Genomic DNA, 25,504 nt, shown 5'->3' with positions numbered 1-25,504 from the left:
CGCGGGGCGACCAGTGATCAGTGTCGGGTGTCGACCGCGTCGCGGAGCAGGGGGTGCAGGGCCGGGCCCGCGGCGATCACCATGTCCCGGCTCGGCGGTGCACCGTGCAGGCCGCTGACCCGGCCGCCCGCCTCGGTCAGCACCAGCTGCCCGCCTGCGAGGTCCCACGGGTTGAGGCCCGATTCGTAGTAACCGTCGAGCCGCCCGGCCGCCACGTGACAGAGGTCGAGTGCGGCGCTGCCGGCCCGGCGGATGTCACGCACGTGCGGCAGCAGGTCGGCGACGACCGCCCCCTGGCGCCGGCGGTCCTCGGCCCGGTAGCCGAAGCCGGTGCCGATCAGGGCGCGGTCCAACCGGTCCACGTGGTTGGCCCGGAGCCCGACCGGCGAGCCGGCCGCGGACGACACGAAGGACCCACCGCCGGCGCGGGCGTGGAAGGTCTCGCCGGCGACGGGATGGTCGACCGCCGCCGCGACCGGCTCCCACGCGCCCGGCGTGGTCGGGTCGCCCGTCACGACCGCGACCGACACCGCGAAGGCCGCCAGCCCGTAGAGGTAGTTGACGGTGCCGTCGATCGGATCCACGACCCAGGTGAGTCCGCTGCTGCCCGAGGTGCTCTCCCCCTCCTCGCCGAGGATGCCGTCATCCGGCCGGGCCGCGGCCAGACGGTCACGCAGCAGGCGCTCAGCCCGCTGGTCCATGACCGTCACGACGTCGGTCGCGCTGCTCTTGGTCTCGGCGACCGTCACCCGGTCGGGGCGCTCCTCGACGATCAGCCGACCGGCCTCGCGGGCCAGCTCGACGGCCAGCTCCTCGAGCTCTGCGCCCTCGCCGGAACGGATCTGCGACCGGGTCACCGGTCCGCTCCGCACAGGGCGGGCCGGTGCTCGCGCAGGTTGGGGCAGCACCCGGCGGGACAGATGGCGGGCAGGGCGTGCGGGTCGGGCCAGGCGGGACGCGCCACCTGTTCGCCGCGGGCCTGCGCGGCGCGCTCCTCGAGCAGGTCCACCAGGCCGCTGACGAACTCCTCGTCGGTGCCGACCGTGGGGACGCGCACCATGGTGATCCCGAGCTCCGCAGCGACCTGCGCGGCCTCGGTGTCGAGGTCGTAGATGACCTCCATGTGGTCCGACACGAAGCCGATCGGAGCCAGCACGACATTGGTGACACCCTCCTGCGCGAGCTCCCGCAGGTGGTCACAGACGTCGGGCTCGAGCCAGGGCCGCGACGGCGACCCGGACCGCGAGCAGTAGACGAGCGACCAGTCCAGCTCGCGGCCGAGCGTGACGCCGAGCTCGTCGGCGACGGCGGCGGCCAGCTGTGCGTGCTGGCGCTGGTAGGCCCTGCCCTCGCCGTCCCCCGGGCCCGAGGTCTCGTCCATCCCGGTCGGGATCGAGTGCGTGACGAAGACCAGGCGGGTGTGCGCGTCGTCGGCGCCGGTGCGCTGCGCCAGCTCACGGGCGGCCTCGGTCACCAGCCGCACCGTGGCGTGTGTGAAGCCGGGATGGTTGGCGTACGGGCGGATCTTGTCGACCTCCATCGAACGGCCCTCGTCCGCCAGCTCCGCGACCGCGTCGGCGAGGTCCTCGCGGTACTGCCGGCAGGAGGAGTATGACGAGTAGGCGCTGGTCACGATGGTCACCACCCGGCGCAGCCCGGTCTCGTGCGCGCCGCGCAGGACGTCGCTCAGGAAGGGCTCGGAGTTGCGGTTGCCCCACAGCAGCGGCGTGGTGGTCCCCCGGCGGTCCAGCTCACCGCGCAGGGCTGCGAGCAGCGCGCGGTTCTGGTCGTTGATCGGGCTGCGGCCCCCGAACCGGTGGTAGTGCTCCGCCACCTCGGCGAGGCGGTCGTCGGGGACGCCACGACCGGCGGTGACCCGGCGGAGGAACGGCATGACCTCCTCGGGCGCCTCCGGGCCACCGAAGGACAGCAGCAGCACGGCGTCGTAGGGCTCCAGGCGGTCGGTCTCCCGCAGGTCCGGCGCGGGCTCGAGCACCTCGTCCGGGGTCGCCGGGTCGGCCGGCTCGACGGGGCCGGTGGACGGCTGGGTAGGGTCGGCAGGGCCCACGGGGTCGGCGGGTTCGGCGGCAGGTGAGGTCACGAACGGTCTCCGGTGCGTAGGGGCTTGGGGGCGTTGAGGTCCAGCATGACAGCGCCCATCCGCACCGCGAAGACGAGTGCCACCGCAAGCCAGACGACCACGACGTTGAGGTGCTCGGTCTTCGAGGCCACGACGACGATCGTCGACCCGAGCAGAGCGGGCACGGCATACAGCTCGTGGCGGAGCACCTCCGGCACCTGCCCCGCCAGGACGTCGCGCATCATCCCGCCACCCACCGCCGTCACCACGCCGACGACGACCGCGGTGATCGGGGTCACGCCGTAGCCGAGCGCCTTCAGCGAGCCGCCCACCGCGAACACCGCGAGGCCCAACGCGTCAAGGACCCGGACGAAGCGACTGATCCGGCCGAATCCCGGATGGAACACGAAGGTCAGGAGACCGGCCGCCGCGGCCGCGGCCATCTGACGCCAGTCGGACACGCCGACCGGTGGCACCGCGCCGATGAGGACGTCGCGGATCGTCCCGCCGCCCAGACCGGCGACCCACGCGAGCACGATGACACCGACCACGTCGAGCCGCTTGCGCACGGCCACGAGGCCCCCGGAGAGCGCGAAGACGAACACACCCACCATGTCGAGGGCGAGCTGGAGGTTGGCGTCGTGGATGAGCATGGCCTCCCAAAACTACCGGTGCGGCGCGTCCGACTGTGCCGCAGGCGGCGAAGGTGGCAGAGTCGCCCCTGAACGGGGCGACCACAGGAGACGTGAATGCAGGACCTGCGACTGATCGGTGTGCACGAGGACGGTGAGCACCTGCTGCTGGCCGGCGACGGCGAGGAGCGTTTCCGCCTACCCATCGACGACCAGCTGCGCGACGGCCTGCGGCACCACCCGAGGCGACCGTTGCCCGCGGAGGACGGCGGGAGCACGCTGCGGCCCCGAGACGTCCAGGCGCTGATCCGCGGTGGCGCCAGTGCCGAGGAAGCCGCCGAACGAGCCGGCTGGCCGGTCGAGAAGGTCCATCGCTACGAAGGCCCCATCCTCGCCGAGCGCGAGCACATCGCGGGGCTGGCCCGGCGGGTCTCGGTCCGCGGTCGCACCCCTGGCGGGGCCGCCAGCGTGCAGACCGTCGAGGCACGGGTGTCCGCCCGGTTGACCGACCGCGGCGTGCCTGCCGACGCGGCGCAGTGGGACGCCTGGCGGCGCGAGACCGGACCGTGGACCGTCGTCGCGATCTTCCCGGCCGGTGGCCGCGAGCGGCGCGCCTCATGGCACTTCGACCCGCTCGACCGCGCGCTGACCCCGCTCGACGACGAGGCGAGGTGGCTCAGCGGCGACGAGCAGGAGCCGGTGGGTGGCCCCATCCCGACCGCCGCCGGCCCGCGCCGCAAGACCCGTGTGTATGACGTCGAGGCCGAGGGCGGGCTGCGTCCCGCCGAGCGGTCGGGTGCTGCCGGCGCCACCTCGGCGCAGCGCACCGGGTCGCGCCGCGAAGAGGATGACTCCGCGCACAGCGACCGGTCCCACGCGTCGCACGAGGAGCCGGTCGACCTGATGACCACGATGCGCGAGCGCAGCGCCGCGCGTGGCCGCCGTTCCGGTCGTCGCGGCAAGCGCAAGACCGCTCCTCCCACCTCGCCGGCGCACGTGCCCGGCGCGGAGGACGCTCCCGACGATGCCCTGCCGCTGGAGGACATCGCCTACGACCCGGCGACGATGCCCCCGCCACCGGGCGCACACGCAGCTCCCGAAGCCGATCCCGAGCCGGTGACCACGGGCGCCGGCGTGGAGGCCAAAGGCGAAGAGGCGGAACCGCAGGGGACGCGGTTCGAGGAGCCCGGGCTGTTCGACGCGGACGAGGCCGAAGAGAGCAGTCCCGAAGAGGAGGCCGCGGAGCCCGTGAAGGCCGTGGAGCCCGTGGAGGCCGGGACGGACGAGACCGCCGAGGACGAGGCAGAGGAGTCCGCTGGAACCGGTCGGGTCGAGCCCGATCAGGCCGACGGCTCCGAAGCAGCCCGGCCCGAAGCCGGCTCGGCCGATGCCGTCGATGAGGACCCTCAGGCCGATGAACCCGACGCTGCCCAGCCTCGCTCGGCGCCGGAGCAGGTGGCCTCGGTGGCTGCCGAGGCCGAACAGTCCGAGCCCGACCGCACCAAGCCGCGGCGGTCGTCGCGCAAGAGCGGACGGCCGAGTGTCCCGAGCTGGGACGACATCATGTTCGGGACGCCCCGCAGCGACGGCTGATCCGCTGACGCGTGATCCAGGGGCGGGAGGTGCACGGACTCGCCGCACGGAAGAACGGCGCCCGCCATGGCCTCAGCGGTCCTGCCAGCCGTCACTCCACCGCCCGTCCGGGTCGGGCGGCCGCGGTGGGTGCCGCCGGTCCGTCGGCGGCCGCTCCACCTCGTAGGCCGCACCCGGGTCGAAGGGTTGCTCGCCGGGGGATTTTTCGTGTGGATCATCGTGCGGCATCGGCCGCGTCCGTCCGCGCCGGGCCATCCGTTCGGTCGGTGCCGACCGGGGAGCCCTGGGCCCCTGGCCGGCACCGCGGCGACGTCCCGGTACCCGCCCAGCCGCCTCAGGGACGGGCAGCTTCCGACCACCCCGGAGGAACAGCACCAGCGCCAGCCAGCACACCAGCAGCCCACCGATCACCCCGAGGCCGAGACCGGCGTTGAGCGGGAGCAGGATGCCCAGGCCGCCACCGAGGACCCAGGACAGCTGCAGCAGGGTCTCGGAGCGGGCGAAGACGCTGGTGCGCACCTCCTCGGGCACCCGGTCCTGGATCATCGCGTCGAGCGAGAGCTTGCCCAGCTGCTGACAGAGTCCGACGGTCAGCCCGAGCACCACAGCGAGCACGACCCCGAAGAAGAGCGCGGCCGCCACGGCGACGACGGCATCGACGATCAGGACCGCGAGCACGACCACCTGTGGCGGCCGCGAGCGTACGACCGACCCGAGGAAGGTGCCGAGCGCGCTGCCGGCACCGGCGGCGCCGACCACGAGCGCGATCTGCAGCGACATCCGGTGTTCCCACCCGGGGAACGGCACATCGCGCAGCAGGAAGGCCATGTAGATCGTGAGGAACCCGGACAGCGCCCGGAGCCCGACGTTGGCCCGGAGCGCGGTCACGACCTCCGGGCCGAGCCGGCGCCCCTTGCCGGCCCCGGTCATGCCGAGCATCGACAGCTCCTCCTCGCCGGTCGAGGAGTCCACCCGGGATGGCAGCAGGATCGCCAGGATGGTGCCGAGGATGAAGACCAGGAAGCCGAAGCGGAGCGTCCACTCGGGGCCGACGAGCGAGAGCCCGCCCGCGATCGGGGCGGCGAGCGCCGCGCCCGCCACTCCCGCCAGCGACAGCCGCCCGTTGGCCTTCACCAACGTCAGCTGGCGCGGCACCATCCGTGGCGTGGCGGCCGAACGCGTGACGTTGTAGGCCTTGGAGGCGATCAGGACCCCCAGCGCTGCAGGGAACTGCCACGCCGACTGCTCGGAGACGGACGCGGCGAGCACCCAGCACAAGAAGGCGCGCAGCGCCATCGTGGTGCCGATCGCCCACCGGCGGCCGCGCCGGAACCGGTCGAGGAAGGGACCGACGAGCGGCGCGATGATCGCGAAGGGCAGCATGGTCAGCAGCAGGAACAGGGCCACCTGACCGCGTGCCTCGCCCGACGGCACCTGGAAGAACAGCGAGCCGGCGAGGGCCACCGCAACGGTGGTGTCCCCGGCCGCGTTGACCGCCCCCAGCTCCACGAGGCGGGACAGCCCGCTCTCCCCAGCTCCCTCCGCATGGCTTGCCCGACGCGCCAGGTGGAAGGCTGACGTGGCCGCCTTCCCGGTCACCCGGGCGCTGGCGCCGGCTCCCTTGCCCACGCCCCGGGCTCCCCGGCCGACGCCCTTGGCCAGCTTGCCCGCACGGGCCCGGCGACGGGCCGCCCGTCGATGCCGTGCTCCATCCCCGTCGGGCGGAGGCACGGCACGATCCGGTCCGTCCGTCCACGCCGGTGGGTCGAAGTGGTCATCGGGCGGCACACCCCCATCTTGCCGAATGCGCGGCGATCCGCGCTGATGCGGGGCCGCTACCGGACCCGCGCGTCGCTCACTTCCGGCGGTCAGGCGTCGCGCCGCGACGCTCGGACTCCTCGGCATCGCGGCGGACGGGGAGCGGGCACACGTCGAGGTCGAAGGGGAGCACCTCGGCGGAGACCGCTGCCGCGCGGGCGGCATGGGACGTCATACGACGCATGTAGTGCCGGCGACAGAGCACCTCGTACTCGACGACACCTTCGCGTGCCGCACCGGTGTCGCCCACGACCACCTGCGCGCCCTCGACCACCATGGTGCCCTCCACGACGCGGGCGTTGTGGGTGGCCCGGCGACCGCACCAGCACAGAGCCTCGACCTGCAGCACCTCGGTGCGATCGGCCAGCTCGATCATCCGGCGCGATCCGGGGAACAGCTCGGTGCGGAAGTCTGCCGTGATGCCGAAGGCGTAGACATCGATCCCCATCTCGTCCACCAGTCGCGCCAGCTGCTCCACCTGAAGGGGGGTGTAGAACTGCGTCTCGTCGCAGATGAGGTAGTCGACCCGGCGCCCGTGGGTGGCCTGCCCGACGATGACGTCCCAGAAGTCGAGTTCGTCGGTCACCTCCAGGGCAGGCGTGGACAGCCCCAGCCGCGACGAGAGCACCGCCTCCCCCGCCCGGTCGTGCTTGGTGAAGATCAGGCCGCCCCTGCCCCTCGCCGCGTGGTTGTGGTCCATCTGCAGGGCCAGTGTCGACTTGCCGCAGTCCATGGTCCCGGAGAAGAAGACGAGCTCAGCCACGGTCGCTGACTCTATGTTCACTGCCGCTGTTCCTCCGCGGCAGGGTCGCGCCACCGTGCCCTTGTGCCGCCCTCCGCTGGTCACCTGATTGCGGCTCCAGGACTGAGGAAACCATTGACCTTCCCGGTCGAGGAGCAGCAACCTACCGACCGGTTGCCTGGCTGTTCGCCATCCGGTGCAGCATCGGGATCGCCAGCTCGTCCGGAGTGAGCGAACCGTGCAGTCCCAGCAGCGAGAGCAGTTGCGGACGCGCCGAACGCGAGTCGACGATCGCGAAGTTCTCGCGCATCGCGACGATGATCTCCCCGATGCGCGGTCGCACCCGCTGGGTCACCGGCCCGAACCAGCCCTGGTCGATCGCCTCGTCACGGCTGCGGATCCAGGCCCGCTCACCGACCCGGTCCGACCACGTCTGCATCACGTCGGCGGCGGCCCCGTCCTCGCAGTGCAGCTGCAGTCCGCGGAACTCCCCTGCCACGTGGCGGATCCCGGCTGCCAGCTCCTCGTCGTGCGCGAGGTCGATGCGCAACGCGTGAGGCGCATCGACCATGCCGTGGTCGGCCGTGATGGTCAACGAGGTGTCGGTCGGGAGCGCCTCGCTCAGGCGAGCGAGCTGCGCGTCGATCTGCTCCAGCTCGTCGCCCCACTGCCACGACCGGCAGCCGTGCACGTGACCGACCTTGTCCAGGTCGCCCCAGTAGAGGTAGACGAGCGACCGGGGCGTCTCGCGCACCGCGGCCAGCGTGGTGTCCACCGCCGCCTCCAGACCGCGCGCCGCCCGAAAGCCACCGCCCCGCAACGCCGCATTGGTCAGCCCGGAGCCGTCGAAGTAGTGCGGCCCGACCCGGGTGACGGCCACCCCGGCGGCCTCGGCGCGCTGGAACACCGTCTCCGAGGGTTGCCAGACGAAGGGGTCAGGGCCGTCCTCCCAGGACAGCTCGTTGAGCAGCCGGTCCTCCCCGGGGATGAGCACCTCGTAGCCGACGAGTCCGTGCGCTCCGGGCGGCAGGCCGGTCCCGAAGGTCCCCATGCTGGTGGCCGTCGTGGACGGGAACCCGGAGGTCAGGCTCGGTGACCCCGCCAGCAGGGAACGCAGAAAGGGGGCGTGGCCGCTGCGCGAGCGCAGTAGCTCCAGGCCCAGCCCGTCGACCAGCACCACCACGGCCCGACGTGCCGGCGGCAGGGGGAAGGGCCCCGGCGGTCCGGCCACGCCCAGCGAGTGGACGACCGACGGCAGCACCCCGGCCAGGCCGGCACCGTCGTAGGAGGGCACCAGGGGCTGGACCTGCGTCGGCAACGGTCAGCGCCCGATGGCCGAGGACAGGTGACCTGCGAAAGCCAGGGCCTGGCCCAGCGCGGTGTCACCATCCGCCTCGGCGCTGATCCGCAGGCTGATGTCGTCGGAGGTGATCGTGCCGTCGTAGCCGTGGTCGCCCTCGCACGTCGGATCGCCACAGGTCGCCGGCAGCAGGTCGACCCGGCTGACCGCCCCCCAGCCAAGGGTCAGGCTGACCTCTCGGCCCAGCGTGCCCGGCACGTAGCGGTCCGGCCCCGGGACCACGTGCGTGAGCATCACTCCCCGCACCGCAGACAGCGGCACCGTCTCGCTCGTGGCCGTCGCGACCTGCTGCGCGTCGTCGTGGTCGGCGGCGTGGTCGTCCGCGTGCACGATGACCAGCCTGCCCCCCGTCATCACCAGCACGGTGATGTGGCGCCGGACCGCGTCCTCGTCGAAGGTCGTCTCCTGGTGCACGAGGTGCGACACCACCTCGTCACCGGCCACCGCCGCCGCGACGACGTCGACCACGAGGGCAGGGTAGTAACCGGCCTGCTCGATCGCCTCGGTGACCTCGGACGGCAGGGAGCTGTGGTCGATCATCGACCGGTTGCTGGAACGGACCATGACCCCATCCTCGCTCACGAGGTCAGGGCCCGGCGACCCGTGTCCGTCCGGACCGGCGCCGGCGCGAGCGCCACCTCCGCGCCGAGCACGTCCGCACCCTGCTCGTGCGCGTTCACCGGATTGAGCTCGAGCGACGCGACCTCGGGCAGGTCGTCGGCCAGCACCGACAACCGCGCGACGAGCTCGTGCAGGGCCGCGAGGTCCACGGGCGCGGCTCCTCGGTGTCCGTGCAGCAGCGGTGCCGCCCGCACCGAGCCGACGAGATCCGCCACGTCGACGTCGGTCAGCGGCGGGATGCGGTGCGCGACGTCGTCGAGCAGCTCCGTCGGAGGTCCCCCCACGCTGAAGCTCACGACCGGCCCGAACAGCGGGTCCTCCGCCGTGCCGATCACGCAAGGCACACCCAGGGTGGCCTGGCGCTGGACCACGAAGCGGTTGGCGTGCAGCGGTGCCAACCGTGCGTCCAGAGCCGCGTATGCCGTGCGCACCGCCTCAGCGTTCGAAAGGTCCACCCGCACGCCGGTCAGCCCACCCTGGTGACGCACAAGGGGCGACACCGACTTCAGCACGACGGGATAGCCCAGTCCGTCGGCGGCGCGCACCGCGTCGTCCGCGGCGGCCACCGACACCGTGGGCCAGACCGCGACACCGTAGGCCGCGAGCAGCTCGGTGACCTCGTCCGGGCGCAGCTGCCGGCCGTCCGGCGACCCGGCGAGCACCTCGTGCACCAGCGCCCGCGCGCGTGCCCGGTCGATGCCGTCGGGTGAGACCCGCTGCCCGTGGTCGCGGACCCGCCACTCGCCGTACCGCGTGGCGGCCACCAGGGCCCGCACCCCGTCCTCGGGCATCGTGTAGGCCGGCACCACCGACCGTCGCCCTCGTGGGTCGGGGGATGCCGCCGACAAGGCCTCGGTCACTCCCCGCATACCGAGAAACGTGGCGACACAGGGCTTGTCGTGCTTCGCGGCCTCCTCGGCCAGTGCCGACGCGACCTCCTCGTCGGCGGTCATCAGCGGCGGGACGAAGCACGCGATCACGCTGTCGACCTCCGGGTCGTCGAACGCCGTGGCCAACGCCGCACGGAACTCCTCCGCCGACCCACCGGACGGGATGGAGACGGGTCCGTGGGCCACCTCCAGTCCCCAGCTGAGGCAGGAGTCCGCGGTCAGCGCACCGAGGGCGTCCGAGTTGCCGACGATGGCGACGCGGGGTCCCCCCGGCAACGGCTGGTGCAGGAGCAACTGACCGACGTCGAGCAGCTGGTGGACGTTCTCGACCCGGATCACACCGGACTGCCGGAGCATCGCGTCGAACGCCCCCGGCCGGGCGCGCGTGAGCCGCACCCGGTGTCCGGGCGGCACACCGTATGCCGAGATCCCCGACTTGATCACGATGACCGGCTTCCCGGCAGCGAGGTGGCGGGCGATGCGGGAGAACTTGCGGGGGTTGCCCATCGACTCGAGGTAGAGGCCGACCACGTCGGTGCCGTCGTCGTCGATCCAGTACTGCATGATGTCGTTGCCCGAGATGTCCACCCGGTTGCCCGCGGAGACGAAAGCCGAGATGCCGAGGCCACGCCGGCTCGCCGACTCGAGGACGGCGATCCCGAGGGCGCCGCTCTGGGAGAACAGGCCCAGGGTCCCCGGCGCCGGGATCGCAGGCGCCAAGGAGGCGTTCAGGCGAACGTCGGGATCGGCGTTGATGATGCCGAACGAGTTCGGCCCGACGACGCGCATGCCGCTGGTGCGCGCCGTCCGCAGCAACGCGTCCTGCAGTGCCGCGCCGTCAGGCCCTGTCTCGGCAAAACCCGCGGAGGCGACCAGCACCGCCTTCACCCCGGCGCGGGCGCAGTCGCGGACCACGTCGACGACCGCCGGCGCCGGCACGGCGATGACCGCGAGGTCCACCGGCTCCCCGATGTCGGACACCCGGGCAACCGCCCTGCGGCCCAGCACCTCGCTCGCCTCCGGGTTGACCGGGTGGACCGTGCCGGTGAAGCCGCCCTCCACGACGTTCTGGAGCAACCGGTGCCCGATCGAGTTGGTGCGCCGGCTGGCCCCCACCACCGCTACCGAGCTCGGGTGCAGGACCGCGCGCACGCTGACCGACTCGGCCCGGTGCTCGCGCGAGAGCATGACCGCCTGGCTGCGGGCCGTCGGCTCGATGTCGAAGGACACCGCGATGACGCCGTCGTCGAACTGGTGGGTGACCTCGAAGCCGGCGTCCTCGAAGACCCCGATCATCCTGCGGTTCTGGGGTAGCACGTCGGCCACGAACCGGCGGACGCCGTGGTCGCTGCCGATGGTCGCGAGGTGCTCGAGCAGCACCGACCCCACCCCGCGGCCCTGGTAGCTGTCGGCGATGTTGAAGGCGACCTCCGCCGTGGGTCCCGAGGCTCCTTCGAGCCGGTCGTAGCGGGCGATGCCGATGATCTCCTCGCCGACGGTGGTGATGAGGGCGACCCGGGCGACGTAGTCGACGTGGGTGAACCGCTCCAGGTCACGGTCGCTGATCCGCTTGATCGGCGCGAAGAAGCGCAGGTAGACCGATTCGGCGGACTGGCGGGCGTGGAAGGCCTGGATGGCGTCGGCGTCGGACGGCGTGATCGGTCGCACGTGGGCCACGGACCCGTCGCGGAGGACGACGTCGGCCTCCCACTCGGAGGGGTAGCCCTCGGGCAGCTCACGTGCGTCGGTCATCCGGCCAGTATGCCGTCCCCGGGCGCCCGGGCCGCGCCTCGGATCGTTGTTGCCATCCCCGCGACCAGCGCCCTCTGGCCGCAACAGTGATCCGCACGAGAGCAGGGCCTTGGGCGGGTATGACGTGGACGGTCAGGAGCCGGGAGTCACCTCGGTCCAGTGCTCGCCCCAGTCGTTGCTCACCCAGTAGCCGCCCTGGTCGTGGGCGATCGCGTAGAGCTGGGTGCCGCCTGGTGCACCGATCCAGGCCCAGCCCTGCCTCGGCGTCGGCGGCGGGCCGGCCGGAGTGTGCCAGCTGGCACCGGCGTCGGTGCTGACCAGCAGGGTGTCGCCCCGCATCGCGAGCAGGTGCGACTTGCTGGCGGCGGCGAGCGAGACCGGGCCGCTGCCGGGCAGTGACAGGCCGTTGCCCTGCCGGGTCCAGGTGGAGCCGCCGTCGTCACTGCTGTGCACCTCGAAGGTGCCGGTCCCGCCGACCGGGCACAGCGAGACCAGTCGTCCCGGGTCGTTGGAGCCGACCGTGAGCAGGCCCTTGCCGGTCGCGATGCAGCTGGTCGTGATGTTGCTGACCGGCCCGGTGCCGACGAGGTCCGCGCCCGCCAGGGTCCACGGGCCGCCGACCCGGCTGGCCGTGGTGGGCCAGCGCGGATCGATGACCGTGTGCTCCCTGCTGGTGGCGATGTCGGCTCGCTGCAGACCGCCATGGAACTGCGCCGTCTGCGTCGCTGCCGATCCCCCGATGGGCGTGACAGAGACCCGCAGGACGCCGGAGCAGGTGCCGGACGCGCACTGGCTGCTGGAGGTGACGATGACGACCTTGCCGTTGGACTCCAGGTCGAGGACGGCATCGCCCGGGAAGGGGTAACCGTGCCAGGTGCGGCCGCCGTCGCGGGTCATCCGGATCGACGAGGTGCCGTAGGCCCAGCCCACCTCGGGGTTGGCGAAGCGCACCTGGGTCAGGTCAGCGTCCTGGGCGGAGAAGGTGTGCACGACCTCCCAGGTCCTGCCGTTGTCCGACGAGGTCTGCAGCACCGGGCATCGGCTGTCGCCGCACTGGCTGTTGCCGAGCAGGTAGAGACGCTTGTTGCCCGAGTTGGACAAGGAGCCCGCGACGAACGTGCCGGCCTCCGGCGACGCCGAGGCCGTCGAGGACTGGGCTCCCGTAGGCGAGCTCGTCGACGACCCGGTGGTGGGGTTCGGCAACGGCGCGGACGACACGTGGGGGGTGGGCGCCGCCGAGCGTGCGGCCGACTGCGAGGCAGGTGCGACTGGCCCGAGCTGCGGGGTGCCGCGGAGCGTGTCTGCGACCTGCGGTCCGAAGGCGAGCGTCGCGGCCACGACACCGGCCGCCGCCACTCCCCCGACGGTGGCGAGCCAGCGGGACTGCCGGCCACGCCGGGCCTCCCGGACGATGCGCTGCCAGCGCAGGTCGTCCGCCGGTTCGGGTCGGATCGAGGCCCGCTCGCGCGCGAAGAAGTCGGCGACGGGGTCGTCACCCTCGTGCCGCTCCCGCTCGTCGTTCATCGAACTCCCTCCAGCATCGCCGCCATCTTGTGGCGGGCGTCATACAGGTCTCTTTTGATGGTGCCCTCGGACTTGCCGAGCTGCCGGGCGATCTGGACCACCGTCAGATCCGCGAAGTAGTGCAGGAGCACGGGGGTTCGCAACCGCGGTGGCAGCGACTCCACGGCCTCGCGCACCGACAGGGTCGTGGCCTGGTCCTGCAGCGGTGCCACGTCGGGGTCACGCTGCCCGGCCTGCAACCGCTCGTATGCCGTGGCCTCGCGCCCGCGCTTGCGCCAGTGGTCACGCACCTGGTTGGCGACGGTGGTGTAGAGCCAGGCCCGCGGCTCGATGACGGTGTCCCAGTGGCGCAGCAGCTTGACGAATGCTTCGGTGACGAAGTCATGGGCCAGATCGGGGTCGCTGACGAGCTTGGTGGTCCAGCCGACGAGCATGCCGTAGTGGGCGTCGTAGACCTCCTTGACGGCCTGCTCCGCGTCGAGGTCGGTGCTGCGCGTTGCCACATCGCCTCCCGGGCGGGGTCGGGCACGCAGCGCTCCCCCGGCCACCATCGTCGTCATGCCCCGTAGACGACCGAGGAAGCCGCCCGGTTGGTCACCTGTCTGTCCGTCGGTCCCCGTCCACGACCCGTGCTGCGGTACTAGGGTCGGGCCATGGCCGAGACCGACTCGTACACCCAGTTTCGCACTGCCCGTGACCTGCTGCTGGACCGGCGCGAGGACTATGACCGGGCCGTCGCGGAATATGACCCCCCGCGGCCGGAGCTGTTCAACTGGGGACTCGACTGGTTCGACCGCGTTGCCGCCGACCCCGCGACCGCCACGCGGCCGGCCCTGCGCATCCTCGAGGCCGACGGCTCCGGACTGAGCGTGACCTATGCCGAGATGTCGCGGCGCTCCTCCCAGGTGGCGGGCTGGCTGACCTCGCTCGGCGTGGTGCGCGGCGATCGCGTCCTGCTCGTCCTGAACAACCAGGTCGAGCTCTGGGAGACCATGCTCGCCTGCATCAAGCTCGGCGCCGTGCTCATCCCGGCCACCACCCTGCTGACCACCCAGGACCTCGCGGACCGCATCGAGCGAGGCGCCGTGCGGCACGTGGTCGCGCGGGCGGCGGACGCCGCCAAGTTCAGCGACATCCCGGGCGACTTCACCCGGGTCGCGGTCGGGGAGGGTGAGGCGGACGACACTGCCGGCTGGACGTCATACGCCGAGTCGACGTCCTTCGCGGGAGCCTTCCAGCCGTCCGGTCAGACGCGGGGAGACGACACGCTGCTGCTCTACTTCACCTCTGGCACCACGGCACGCCCCAAGCTGGTCGAGCACACCCACCTCTCCTATCCCGTCGGACACCTCTCGACGGTCTACTGGATCGGTCTGCAACCGGGCGACGTGCACCTCAACATCTCCTCCCCCGGTTGGGCGAAGCACGCGTGGAGCTCGTTCTTCGCGCCGTGGAACGCCGAGGCGACGATCCTCGTGGTCAACCAGGAGCGGTTCGACGCGCCGGCGCTGCTGCAGGCGATGGCCGACGAGCAGGTGACGACGTTCTGCGCGCCGCCGACCGTCTACCGGATGCTCATCCAGCAGGACCTCGCCAGCTGGCGCGACCGGCTGTCGCTGCGCGAGATGGTCGGCGCCGGTGAGCCGCTCAACCCCGAGGTCATCGAGCAGGTGCGGACCGCTCTCGGGCTCACCATCCGCGACGGTTACGGCCAGACGGAGACCACGGCGCAGGTCGCCAACCCACCCGGCCAGGAGATCGTCCCCGGGTCGATGGGTCGGCCGCTGCCGGGTTACACCGTGGTCCTGCTCGACCCGCTCACCGGCGAGGAGCGCACCGGCGACGGCGCCGAGGGCGAGCTGTGCCTGCCGCTGTCCGGGCCGGGAGGTCGTCCGGTCGGGCTGATGGCCGGCTACCACGGCGACGCGGGGCGGACCGCCGAGTCGATGGAGTACGGCGCCTACCACACCGGCGACGTCGCCTCCCGGGACGCGCGCGGCTACATCACCTACGTCGGCCGCGCCGACGACGTCTTCAAGGCCTCGGACTACCGGATCAGCCCGTTCGAGCTGGAGTCGGTGCTCATCGAGCACCCGGCCGTCGCCGAGGCCGCCGTCGTGCCCTCCCCGGACCCGACCCGGTTGTCGGTGCCCAAGGCCTACGTCGTGCTGGCCGGTGGTCACGAGCCCACCAAGGAGACCGCGGAGTCGATCCTGCGGTTCGCCCGGGAGCACCTCGCGCCGTACAAGCGGATCCGGCGGATCGAGTTCGGCGAGCTGCCCAAGACCATCTCCGGCAAGATCCGCCGCGTCGAGCTGCGCGGACGCGAGGACGCGTCGCACGGCACCGGCGAGGACCTCACCTCGAGGGCGAGCGAGCTGGAGTTCTGGGAGAGTGACTTCCCGGACCTCAAGGGCTAGCCGACCACCGACGACGCGACCCCGAACCGACCCCGCGACACGGACCGAAGGACTGAGCACCATCACCGCTGCAGAGCACCGCGCCCTGGTCATCCAGAACTCCAAGACCTCCGGCCTGCGCCGGCTCGGCGACTGGCTCGCCGAGGACGGGCTGCGAGTCGACCTCGTCGAGGCCTATGACGGCGCAGCGCTGCCGGAGTCGACGGACGGGGTCGCAGCGCTGGTCCTGCTCGGTGGTGGGCTCATGCCGGACGCCGACGAGAAGGCGCCGTGGCTCGCCCAGGAGCGGGCGCTCGCCCGTGCGGCGCTCGAGTCCGGCGTCCCGTTGCTCGGCATCTGCCTGGGTGGGCAGCTGCTGGCCCACATCGCCGGTGGCGAGGTCAAGCCCGACCACGGGCTGCCCGAGAGCGGGAGCACGGTGCTCACGCTGCGCCCGGAGGCGGCCGACGACCCGTTGTTCCGGGAGCTCCCCGAAGTCGTCACCGGCATGGAGCACCACGTCGACGCGATCACCGGACTGCCGGCCACCGCAGTGTGGCTCGCGCAGAGCGACCGCTGTCCCTACCAGGCGTTCCGGATCGAGGGCGCGCCCGCGTGGGGGTTCCAGTTCCACCCCGAGGCCGACGCCGCCGGTGTCCGGAAGTGGGACCGTGACCGGCTGCGCGAGCAGGGCTTCGACCCCGATGAGGTGGTGCGGCAGGCCGAGGCCGACGAACCGGCCTCCGCGGCGGTGTGGCGCGAGGTCGCGCGGCGCTTTGCGGAGATCGCCACCTCCCGCCACGCCGGATGACGTCCCTGCCGACCTTCGACGGCCCTGTTCGATCCGTGGCCGTGCTCTCCGACGTGCACGGCGTGCTGCCGGCCCTCGACGCCGCCCTTGCCGAACCCGCGGTGGCCGGCGCCGACCTGGTGCTGGTCACCGGGGACCATGCGGCCGGGCCGCAGCCCGTGGCCGTGCTCGACCGCCTGGTCGGGCTCGGCCACCGGGCGGTGCTCGTGCAGGGCAACGCGGACCGGGACCTGGCCAGGATCGCGCGCGGTGAGGCGGTGGCGGTGCCCGACGAAATCTCGAGCTGGGCAGCGGGGCAGCTGCGGCCCGATCAGGTGGATCTCTTCGACTCGCTCCCCCACCCGGTCACCGTGCCCGTCGAGGGCTTCGGCCCGGTCCTCTTCTGCCACGGGACTCCCCGAGACCTTGACGAGGTCGTGCTCGTCGACACCCGCATGTCCCGCTGGGCGGAGGCGTTCGCGGCCCTGCCGGAGGACGTGAGCACGGTCGTCTGCGGCCACACCCACATGCCCTTCACCCGGCTGGTCAACAGGCGTCTGGTGGTCAACCCGGGCAGCGTCGGTATGCCGTACGGCGGCGACGGCGCTCACTGGGCCCTGCTCGAGGGCGGCCGAGTCACCTTGGGCAGCAGCGGTTTCGACGTGGACGTGGCCCGGGCGTCGATCGCCGCGACGTGCGACTACCCGGACGTCGACGCCTGGACGGAGGAATACCTCCTCTCGACATCCAGCGACGCCGAGGCCCTCGCTGCCTTCGGGCCGCGTGACGGGCGCTCCGCGGGCGGGTGAGCACCCGGCATACGGCTCAGGACAGGTGGTGCACCTCGGCCAGCCGGTAGACCGGCGTGGGGATGCCGACCTGACGGGCCTTGAGCTGCAGCGCGAGGTAGAGCGAGTAGTGCCGCGACTGGTGCAGGTTGCCGCCGTGGAACCACAGCGCCTCCTGCCGGGTGGGCTTCCACATGTTGCGCTGCTCGCCCTCCCAGGGACCGGGATCCTTGGCGGTGTCCGAACCGAGCCCCCAGACCTTGCCCACCGTGTCGGCGACCTCCTGGGAGATCAGGTCGGCCGCCCAGCCGTTCATCGATCCGTAGCCGGTCGCGTAGACGACCAGGTCGGCGGACAGCTCCGTGCCGTCCTGCAGCACCACCGCATCCTCGGTGAGGTGGTCCACCTGCCCGTGGGCGAGCGCCACGTCACCGTTCGCCACCAGGTCTGCGGACCCGACGTCGATGTAGTAGCCGGAGCCGCGCCGGAGGTACTTCATGAACAGGCCGGACCCGTCCTCGCCCCAGTCGTGCCAGAAGCCAGCACTTTCCAGACGCTGGTAGAAGTCCTGGTCGCGCTCGCGCATCTGCTCGTACAGCGGGATCTGCGACTCGTGCATGATCCGGTAGGGCAGCGAGGCGAAGGTCAGGTCGGCCTTCTCCGTGGTCATCCCCCCGGCCACTGCCTCCTCCGAGTAGAGCGCGCCCAGGCCGATCTCCATCAGGGAGTCAGACCGCACGATGTGCGTGGACGACCGCTGCACCATGGTCACCTGCGCGCCGTGCTCCCACAGCGCACCACAGATGTCGAACGCGCTGTTGTTCGACCCGATGACGACACAACGCTTTCCGGCATACGCGTCCGGACCAGGGTGCTCGCTGGAGTGGTGCTGCTCACCGCGGAACACGTCCATCCCGGGGAAGCTCGGCAGGTTGGGCTTGCCCGACATCCCGGTGGCCAGGACCAGCTGCTTCGGGTGCAGCACGACCTGACGGCCCTCCCGCTCCACGGTGACCGTCCACTCCCCGGCGTCCTCGTCGTAAGCCGCGTGCTTGGCCTCGGTGCCGCCCCAGTAGTTGAGCTCCATGGTCCTGGTGTAGGACTCGAGCCAGTCGGCGAGCTTGTCCTTGGGCGAGAAGACCGGCCAGTTGTCCGGGAACTTCAGGTAGGGAAGGTGGTCGTACCAGACGGGGTCGTGCAGGCACAGGGTCTTGTAGCGGCCGCGCCACTGGTCACCCGGGCGGTCGTGCTTGTCGATCACGATCGCCGGCACGTCGAGCTGACGGAGCCGGGCGCCGAGGGCGATGCCCCCCTGGCCGCCGCCCACCACCAGCACGTAGGGCTGGCGCGAGGTGCCGAGCTCCTCGGCCTCCCGCTCACGCTGCTCCCGCCAGGAGGTGCGGTCGCGCCGCGCTCCGTGCTCGGCACCCTTGGGACGCCTGCGGCCGCGCGGCTCCTCGTGTCCCTTGAGCTCGTAGGCCGTCGTCAGCAGGGTGAAGGCACCCTCGTCGGTCAGCCGGAGCAAGCCGCGGCCCCGGGCCACAGCGGTCTCGAACAGGATCCAGGCGGTGACCACCCCGTCCTCCTGCGTCGGTGGCTCCTCGGTGCGGAAGGCGGAGGGGTCGGTGGTCTCGAGGGTGCGCTGCAGCAGGTCGGCGACGCCTTCATGGTTCTCCACCGTCGTGAGGTTCCAGGAGAAAGCGATCAGGTCGCGCCAGTAACAGGTGGGGGCGAACAACCGGGTGGCCGCCTCCACGTCGCGGGCAGTCAGTGCCTGCTCGAACTCCGACAACCAGGCGTCGACCCTCGCCTGGCTCGCGTCGGGGGCCGCGGCACCTGCCTCCTGCTCGGTCCCGGCTCCGCGCGACTCGACGGTCTGGGTCATGGCTCGCTCCTTCGACGGCTGGGACCCACATCACACCACCTCGGGACGTGTTCGCGACAGGGCCCGTCTCCGGTTCGACCGGTACAGCGGGGACGCGTGGCACACGGCCACCCGTGGCGCTCGCGCCGAACTGTGCACGGGTGAGATCGTGGCCGCATGGAGTTCCGCGAGGTCGTCCGCAAGCGCCGCATGGTCCGGCGCTACCAGCCCGACCGCCGGGTGCCCGACGAGGTGCTGGACACCGTGTTGCGACACGCGACCCGCGCCCCCAGCGCGGGGTTCAGCCAGGGCTGGGACTTCGTGGTGCTGACCAAACCCGAGGAGCGCCAAGCGTTTTGGGACGCGACCACCGACCCGGATGCCGCGCCCGACTCCTGGTTGGCCGGGCTGCAGACCGCGCCGGCCCTCATCCTCTGCTGCTCGCACAAGGACGCCTACCTCGACCGCTACGCCGAGCCCGACAAGGGCTGGACCGACCGGGACGAGGCTCGCTGGCCGGTCCCCTACTGGGACATCGACACCGGCATGGCCGCGTTGCTCATGCTGCTGACCGCCGTCGACGAAGGGCTGGGCGGGCTGTTCTTCGGGGTGCCGCCCGAGTCGCAGGCCGCGGTGCACGAGACGTTCGCCATCCCTCCGGCCCGCACCGTCATCGGCGTCGTCGCCCTGGGTTACCCCGCACCCGACCGCAAGAGCCCCAGCCTCAAACGGGGCCGGCGCGGCGCCGAGCAGGTCGTCCACCACGGACGGTTCGGCCAGCACGACCGGCTCTGAACCCGCCAGACCTGGGCCGGCTCCCCTCACCCGCTCCCGACGGTCGCCCGGGAGGCCTCGACCCGGGCCCGGGACGCTGATCGCGGCGCCGGTCTAGGGTCGAGAAGCATGATCCTGTTGCTCGACCTGGACGACACCCTCACCGACGCCGACCGCGGCTTCAGCGCATGGGCCCAGAAGTGGGTCGCACGGTTCACCGCCGAGCATCGCGCCGAGATGGTCGACTTCCTCACCGGTGACGAGGTCCGGCCGATGTACCCGCAGGACCGGCTCGCCGCCTTCCGCCAGCGCTTCGGGGTGCGCGCGAGTGCCGGCGACCTGCACGCCGACTACATCGCACAGGCCGCCGGCCACACCCACCTGGTCGACGGTGCTCTGGCCGCCCTGGCCCGGGCGCGCCGGAGCGGCTTTCGCCTCGGCGTCGTCACCAACGGTCCTGCGGACCTGCAGCGGGCGAAGCTGGAGCACCTCCGCCTGACCGAACACGTGGACACGGTGGTCATCTCGGGCGAAGCCGGTGTGGCAAAACCCGATCCGGCGATCTTCGCGCTGGCGATCGAGCGGCTCGGTGGTCCTGGTGGCGCACGTTGGATGATCGGCGACAACCCGGTCGCCGACATCGGAGGCGCGCGCGCAGCGGGCATCCGTTCCGTCTGGTTGCGGCACGGCCGGGCCTGGGACGACGCGGACGGCCCGGTCGACCGCCAGGCGGACACCATCACCGACGCAGTCGACCTGGTCTCGCGCGAAGCGGGCGAAGGTGTGGCACGGTGTGCAGATGAGTGAGCAGGACACGCCGGATCCGAGCTATGACGTCATCGTGATCGGCGGTGGCCCGGTCGGCGAGAACGCCGCCGAGCGCACCGCCTCAGCCGGGCTGCGCACCGTCTTGGTCGAGGCGGAACGTTATGGCGGGGAGTGCTCCTTCTGGGCCTGTATGCCGTCCAAGGCGCTGTTGCGTCCGCCCGAAGCGGTCGACGCCGCACGACACGTCCCCGGTGGCGGGACCGCGGCGGCCGGAGACCTCGACGTGCCAGCGGTCCTGCGCAGCCGTGACGAGTTCACCGCTCACTGGGACGACGCCGGGCAGGTGGAGTGGGCCGTCGGTGTCGGCATCGAGATCCTGCGCGGTCACGGCCGCTTGGCGGGGGAACGCGCCGTCGAGGTCACGACCGGCGACGGGGTGCGACAGCTGACCGCGCGGCACGCAGTCGTCGTGGCGACCGGGTCGGTGCCGGCCGAGCCACCCATCGAGGGACTTGCCGACACCAAGCACTGGGGCAGTCGCGAGGCCACCAGCGCCCACGAGGTGCCGCCGAGCCTCGTCGTGCTCGGTGGCGGCGTGGTGGGGTCGGAGATGGCGCAGGCCTTCACCGGACTCGGCAGCCGCGTCACCCTGGTGGCCGACTCGGGACTGCTCGGCCGCGCCGAACCCTTCGCGGGCGAGATGCTCGCCGACTCCCTTCGGGCTCAAGGCGTCACGCTGCACACCGGCGCTCGGGCCCGTGGCGTGGACCGCGACGACCAGGGTGTGCACCTGCAGCTCGACGACGGCAGCACGGTCAGTGGCGACGAGCTGCTGGTCGCCACGGGACGCCGTCCGGCCACCTCCGACCTCGGCCTGGAGACGGTGGGCCTGGAACCCGGCCAGACCCTGACGGTGGACGACAGCGGGGTGGTCGAGGGGCTGGACGGCAACTGGCTGCACGCCGTGGGAGACGTCAACGGTCGCGCGCCGCTGACCCACCAGGGCAAGCACCAGGCGCGCATCGTCGGGTCCGTGGTCGTGGCCCGTGCCCGGGGCGAGCTGCCCGACACGATCGCGGCGTGGACGGCATACTCCCTCGCGGCCGACCACGTGGCGGTGCCGCAGGTGGTCTTCACCACTCCCCAGGTGGCCTCGGTGGGCCGCACTGCGGCGGAGGCCGGGGAGGCGGGGCTGCGCACGCGGGTCGTCGACCTCGACATCGACGTCGCCGGCGCCTACCTCCACCGCGAGAGCTACTCCGGCAAGGCGCGGTTCGTCGTCGACGAGGACCGTCGCGTTCTCGTCGGCGTCACGTTCGTCGGCCCCGACGTCGCGGAGCTGCTGCACTCGGCCACCGTGGCTGTCGCCGGCGAGGTGCCGCTCGAACGGCTCTGGCACGCGGTGCCGAGCTACCCCACGATCAGCGAGGTGTGGCTGCGTTTCCTCGAGGAGTACGGTCTCTAGACGGCGAAGGCACGGCCGCAGCGAGGACAGGAGCGGGGCCCACGAGCACGACCGGCGCGTCGGTGACCGACCACGCGGACGGGTGCGAGAGGATGGGTCGCTGACGCCTGACCGCTCGAGCAAGGAGACACCCCGCGCATGGCCCGCCGCAAGTCGACGACCCCCCAGCTGCCCGAGGACTTCGAGGAGCACATCGTCGACATCGACGTCGAGGAGGAGATGCGCGGCGCCTACCTCGAATACGCCTACTCGGTCATCTACTCCCGCGCGCTCCCGGACGCCCGCGACGGCCTGAAGCCCGTGCAGCGCCGGATCCTGTTCGGCATGAACGAGCTGGGGCTGCGGCCCGACCGCGCGCACGTCAAGAGCAGCCGCGTCGTGGGCGAGGTCATGGGCAAGTACCACCCGCACGGCGACGCCTCCATCTACGACGCCCTCGTGCGGATGGCACAGCCCTTCTCGATGCGCCTGCCGCTGGTCGACGGCCACGGCAACTTCGGCTCCCTCGACGACGGCCCCGCCGCCGCTCGCTACACCGAGGCGCGGATGGCTCCCGCGGCGCTGCTGATGACCGGCAGCCTCGACGAGGACACGGTCGAGTTCGTCCCCAACTACGACGACCAGCTGATGCAGCCGGAGGTACTGCCCGCTGCCTACCCCAACCTCCTGGTCAACGGCGCCGGCGGCATCGCGGTCGGCATGGCCACCAACATGGCGCCGCACAACCTGGTCGAGGTGATCGGCGCGGTCCGCCACCTGATCAAGCACCCGACCTGCTCGCTGGACGACCTGATGAAGTTCGTCCCCGGGCCCGACCTGCCCGCCGGCGGCCGAATCGTCGGGCTCGAGGGCATCCGCGACGCCTACCTCACCGGCCGTGGCAGCTTCCGGACCCGGGCGACCACGCGGATCGAGAACGTCACGCCCCGCAAGAAGGGCATCGTCGTGACCGAGCTGCCCTACACGGTCGGCCCGGAGAAGGTGATCGAGAAGATCAAGGACCTCGTCCAGGCCAAGAAGCTGCAGGGCATCAGCGGGGTCATCGACCTGACCGACCGCAAGAAGGGGCTGCAGCTGGTCATCGAGGTCAAGAACGGCTTCAACCCCGAGGCGGTCCTCGAGAAGCTCTACAAGCTGACGCCGATGGAGGACAACTTCGGCATCAACAACGTCTGCCTGGTCGACGGCCAGCCACGCACCCTCGGCCTGAAGGAGCTGCTCCAGGTCTACCTCGACTTCCGCACCGACGTGGTGCGCCGGCGCAGCGCCTACCGGTTGCGCAAGCGCGAGGAGCGCCTGCACCTGGTCGAGGGACTGCTGATCGCGATCCTGGACATCGACGAGGTGATCCAGGTGATCCGCAGCTCCGACGACGCGGGTGTCGCCCGGGCCCGCCTGATCGACGTCTTCGACCTGTCCGAGGCGCAGGCCACCTACATCCTCGACCTGCAGCTGCGGCGGTTGACCAAGTTCTCCCGCATCGAGTTGGAGACCGAGAAGTCCGAGCTGGAGCAGCAGATCGAGGCACTGCGCGCGATCCTCGAGGACGAGAAGCTCCTGCTCAAGACCGTGTCCGACGAGCTGGCCGAGGTGGCCAAGAAGCACGGCACACCGCGGCGGACCGTGCTGCTCGAGTCGGTGGGTCAGGCCGTTTCCGCCGCCACCCCGCTCGAGGTCAGCGACGACCCCTGCTGGGTCCTGCTCTCCTCGACGGGCCTGCTGGCCCGCACCACGTCCGCCGATCCCCTGTCGAATGAGGGCGGACGGCACAAGCACGACGCCGTCACCGCCGCCGTCCGCACCACCGCGCGAGGGTATGTCGGGCTGGTCACCTCCCTGGGCCGCGTCGTGCGGCTGTCGGCACTGGACCTGCCGACCCTCCCGCCCACGAACGGCGCGCCGTCGTTGTCCGGCGGCGCGCCGCTGGCGGCCTTCGTCGACCTGCCGCACGGTGAGCAGCCGCTGACGCTGACCTCCCTCTCGCCTGACTCCCCGGGGCTGGCGCTGGGCACGGCGCACGGCGTGGTCAAGCGGGTCACCGTGGATCACCCTGCCAACAGGGACAGTTGGGAGGTCATCTCGCTGAAGGACCAGGACTCGGTGGTCGGTGCGGTCGAGCTGGCCACGGGCGACGAGCACCTGGTCTTCGCCACTGCGCACGCGCAGCTGCTGCATTTCGCGGCCTCCGCGGTCCGGCCGCAGGGTCGCGGGGGTGGCGGCGTCGCGGGCATCAAGCTCGGCGCCAAGGACCGGGTCGTCTTCTTCGGGGCGGTGGACCTCTCCGTCGACAACGTGCTCGCCACCGTGAGCGGTTCGGAGGGATCCCTGCCAGGGACCGAGGCGGGCTCGCTGAAGGTCACGCCCTTTGACGAGTACCCGGCCAAGGGCAGGGCCACGGGAGGTGTGCGGTGCCACCGGTTCCTGCGCGGCGAGGACACCCTCATCCTGGCCTGGGCCGGCGCGACACCCGCGCGAGCAGCCGGGGCGAGCGGGGTGTCGATCGAGCTGCCGAAGGCGAACGGCCGGCGTGACGGGTCCGGGGTGCCGGCGCCCGCGCCGATCGCCGCCATCGCCGGCGCGCTGCCGGAGGTCTCCGGCAACACCAGCACCGAACCCACCGCCGCCGAGCTGCCCCTGCCGGAGTTCCCCGCGGGGCGCGAGTGACCTCGCTGGCCCACGGCCGCAGCGCCCCGGACGCGTGCTCGGTGCTCTGGGACAACCTCGAGGCCCCGGCCTACGGGACCGCCTCGGTGGCCCGGTTCTGGGTGGCCCTCGAGCAGGAGGGACCGTGGGGGCGCGACGCCGCCCGCGAGTCTCACCTCGCGCCGGACGTCGGTGACCAGCTCACCCGTGCCTGTGCCGACGCCGGGGGCCGGTTGATCTTGGTTCGGCGCCCGGGCGTGCACCCGGATCGCCATACGCCGCAGTCGCACCGGGTCTTCGTCGCCTGGTCGGGCGAGGCGCCCTGGTTGTTGTCGGGCACCGTCGCGGACCCGGCCGAGCTGCTGCACCGGATCGATCCCGAGTTGCTCGGCACCGGTGACCGGGAGGCTGCCATGCGTCGGTGGCCGGAACTCGCACCCGCCGAGCCGGTCCTGCTGGTCTGCACCAACGCCAAGCGGGACGTCTGCTGCGCGGTGCGCGGCCGACCCGTCGCCGCTGGTGCCGCCGAGCGGCAGCCGGGTCGGGTCTGGGAGTGCTCGCACACCGGCGGTCACCGGTTCGCGCCCACGGGCATCCTGCTCCCCCACGGTCAGACGCTGGCCAGGCTCGACACCGACCTCGCGGCGCAGACCGTGGACGCGGCGGCCGACGGGCAGCTCCCCCGGCTCCTGCTCGGCACCGTCCATGACCGAGGACGCAGTGCGCTGCCGCCGCAGGCCCAGGCGGCGGAGTCGTTCGTGCGCGCCGAGATCGGCGAGACCGACCTCACTGCCCTGGCGACCGTCAGCGCCCCCTCGGCCGGCGGGCGCTGGCTCGCCGGCGTGACCCACGCGGACGGCCGGCACTGGAACGTCGAGGTCCGGCGCGAGGTCGGGCCCGCCGAGCTGCCCGCTTCGTGTGGCAAGGGCGCCGCTCCCGTGACGACCTGGCACACCACCCTGCTCGCCCCTGACCGGACCACTGCGCCCACGTGAGCGGTT

Annotated in this window: 20 protein-coding genes; 9 read left to right on the top strand and 11 right to left on the bottom strand. The window is 72.1% G+C overall.

Annotated features, from left to right (window positions below):
• Positions 1–17: 17 nt before the first annotated feature.
• From FCN22_RS08305 to FCN22_RS08295, 3 genes are all read right to left on the bottom strand, one after another.
• The gene (locus FCN22_RS08305) at positions 18–857 is read right to left on the bottom strand and encodes an inositol monophosphatase family protein (RefSeq protein WP_202911472.1); all 840 of its coding nucleotides are present in this window, start codon (positions 855–857) and stop codon (positions 18–20) included.
• Positions 854–1,975, bottom strand: coding sequence for a ferrochelatase (locus FCN22_RS08300; protein ID WP_238384612.1), 1,122 nt, complete (start codon positions 1,973–1,975; stop codon positions 854–856). The genes FCN22_RS08305 and FCN22_RS08300 overlap by 4 nt, the downstream gene beginning before the upstream one ends.
• Positions 1,976–2,097: 122 nt before the next feature.
• Positions 2,098–2,733 carry a trimeric intracellular cation channel family protein gene (locus FCN22_RS08295; protein ID WP_137121077.1) on the bottom strand — a complete coding sequence of 212 codons (636 nt, stop codon included), beginning with the start codon at positions 2,731–2,733 and terminating at the stop codon, positions 2,098–2,100.
• A 96-nt stretch (positions 2,734–2,829) separates the two neighbouring features.
• On the opposite strand from FCN22_RS08295, the gene sepH reads away from it, so the two are divergent.
• Positions 2,830–4,305 carry a septation protein SepH gene (gene sepH, locus FCN22_RS08290; protein WP_137121076.1) on the top strand — a complete coding sequence of 492 codons (1,476 nt, stop codon included), beginning with the start codon at positions 2,830–2,832 and terminating at the stop codon, positions 4,303–4,305.
• A 72-nt stretch (positions 4,306–4,377) separates the two neighbouring features.
• Here sepH and FCN22_RS08285 read toward each other — a convergent pair whose 3' ends face one another.
• The 7 genes from FCN22_RS08285 to FCN22_RS08255 form a co-directional block, all read right to left on the bottom strand.
• Positions 4,378–6,093 (bottom strand): MFS transporter, encoded by a 1,716-nt coding sequence (locus tag FCN22_RS08285; RefSeq protein ID WP_202911471.1) that lies wholly within the window; start codon positions 6,091–6,093, stop codon positions 4,378–4,380.
• Between the two features lie 67 nt (positions 6,094–6,160).
• Positions 6,161–6,886, bottom strand: a complete 726-nt coding sequence (locus FCN22_RS08280) for a thymidine kinase (RefSeq protein WP_137121074.1) — start codon at positions 6,884–6,886, stop codon at positions 6,161–6,163.
• A 142-nt stretch (positions 6,887–7,028) separates the two neighbouring features.
• The gene (locus tag FCN22_RS08275; protein WP_238384602.1) at positions 7,029–8,159 is read right to left on the bottom strand and encodes an alkaline phosphatase family protein; all 1,131 of its coding nucleotides are present in this window, start codon (positions 8,157–8,159) and stop codon (positions 7,029–7,031) included.
• A gap of 27 nt (positions 8,160–8,186) precedes the next feature.
• Positions 8,187–8,789: a DUF5998 family protein gene (locus FCN22_RS08270; protein WP_238384601.1), complete on the bottom strand. Its 603-nt coding sequence runs from the start codon at positions 8,787–8,789 to the stop codon at positions 8,187–8,189.
• A 14-nt stretch (positions 8,790–8,803) separates the two neighbouring features.
• The gene (locus FCN22_RS08265; protein WP_137121072.1) at positions 8,804–11,488 is read right to left on the bottom strand and encodes a bifunctional acetate--CoA ligase family protein/GNAT family N-acetyltransferase; all 2,685 of its coding nucleotides are present in this window, start codon (positions 11,486–11,488) and stop codon (positions 8,804–8,806) included.
• Between the two features lie 132 nt (positions 11,489–11,620).
• Positions 11,621–13,012, bottom strand: coding sequence for a sialidase family protein (locus FCN22_RS08260; RefSeq protein ID WP_137121071.1), 1,392 nt, complete (start codon positions 13,010–13,012; stop codon positions 11,621–11,623).
• Positions 13,009–13,572, bottom strand: coding sequence for an RNA polymerase sigma factor (locus tag FCN22_RS08255; protein WP_202911470.1), 564 nt, complete (start codon positions 13,570–13,572; stop codon positions 13,009–13,011). Before FCN22_RS08255 ends, FCN22_RS08260 begins: the two co-directional genes overlap by 4 nt.
• Positions 13,573–13,665: 93 nt before the next feature.
• Here FCN22_RS08255 and FCN22_RS08250 point away from each other — a divergent pair, with 93 nt between their 5' ends.
• The 3 genes from FCN22_RS08250 to FCN22_RS08240 are packed head-to-tail and all read left to right on the top strand — an operon-like array spanning position 13,666 to position 17,010.
• Positions 13,666–15,432 (top strand): AMP-binding protein, encoded by a 1,767-nt coding sequence (locus tag FCN22_RS08250; RefSeq protein WP_137121070.1) that lies wholly within the window; start codon positions 13,666–13,668, stop codon positions 15,430–15,432.
• Complete coding sequence (locus FCN22_RS08245; RefSeq protein WP_202911469.1) at positions 15,407–16,222, top strand: type 1 glutamine amidotransferase; 816 nt, start codon at positions 15,407–15,409, stop codon at positions 16,220–16,222. The genes FCN22_RS08250 and FCN22_RS08245 overlap by 26 nt, the downstream gene beginning before the upstream one ends.
• Positions 16,219–17,010, top strand: coding sequence for a metallophosphoesterase family protein (locus tag FCN22_RS08240; RefSeq protein WP_137121069.1), 792 nt, complete (start codon positions 16,219–16,221; stop codon positions 17,008–17,010). Before FCN22_RS08245 ends, FCN22_RS08240 begins: the two co-directional genes overlap by 4 nt.
• 16 nt (positions 17,011–17,026) lie before the next feature.
• Here FCN22_RS08240 and FCN22_RS08235 read toward each other — a convergent pair whose 3' ends face one another.
• Positions 17,027–18,874: an NAD(P)/FAD-dependent oxidoreductase gene (locus FCN22_RS08235; protein WP_137121068.1), complete on the bottom strand. Its 1,848-nt coding sequence runs from the start codon at positions 18,872–18,874 to the stop codon at positions 17,027–17,029.
• A gap of 156 nt (positions 18,875–19,030) precedes the next feature.
• Here FCN22_RS08235 and FCN22_RS08230 point away from each other — a divergent pair, with 156 nt between their 5' ends.
• The 5 genes from FCN22_RS08230 (at position 19,031) to FCN22_RS08210 (ending at position 25,498) form a co-directional block, all read left to right on the top strand.
• Positions 19,031–19,648 (top strand): nitroreductase family protein, encoded by a 618-nt coding sequence (locus tag FCN22_RS08230; protein ID WP_137121067.1) that lies wholly within the window; start codon positions 19,031–19,033, stop codon positions 19,646–19,648.
• Positions 19,649–19,756: 108 nt separating this feature from the next.
• Entirely contained in the window at positions 19,757–20,434 is a 678-nt protein-coding gene (locus FCN22_RS08225; RefSeq protein ID WP_137121066.1) for an HAD family hydrolase, read from the top strand.
• Complete coding sequence (locus FCN22_RS08220) at positions 20,427–21,860, top strand: dihydrolipoyl dehydrogenase family protein (RefSeq protein WP_137121065.1); 1,434 nt, start codon at positions 20,427–20,429, stop codon at positions 21,858–21,860. Before FCN22_RS08225 ends, FCN22_RS08220 begins: the two co-directional genes overlap by 8 nt.
• Positions 21,861–21,998: 138 nt before the next feature.
• Positions 21,999–24,524 carry a DNA gyrase/topoisomerase IV subunit A gene (locus FCN22_RS08215; RefSeq protein ID WP_137121064.1) on the top strand — a complete coding sequence of 842 codons (2,526 nt, stop codon included), beginning with the start codon at positions 21,999–22,001 and terminating at the stop codon, positions 24,522–24,524.
• Positions 24,521–25,498 (top strand): ferredoxin family protein, encoded by a 978-nt coding sequence (locus tag FCN22_RS08210; RefSeq protein WP_137121063.1) that lies wholly within the window; start codon positions 24,521–24,523, stop codon positions 25,496–25,498. Before FCN22_RS08215 ends, FCN22_RS08210 begins: the two co-directional genes overlap by 4 nt.
• The last annotated feature ends 6 nt before the right edge of the window (positions 25,499–25,504 follow it).

This window comes from Segeticoccus rhizosphaerae (assembly GCF_005222685.1).
In the GTDB taxonomy this organism is placed as follows: Bacteria; Actinomycetota; Actinomycetes; order Actinomycetales; family Dermatophilaceae; genus Segeticoccus; species Segeticoccus rhizosphaerae.
The sequence above is the reverse complement of the archived record's forward strand: the minus strand, read 5'-3'. Positions and strand labels throughout refer to the sequence as shown.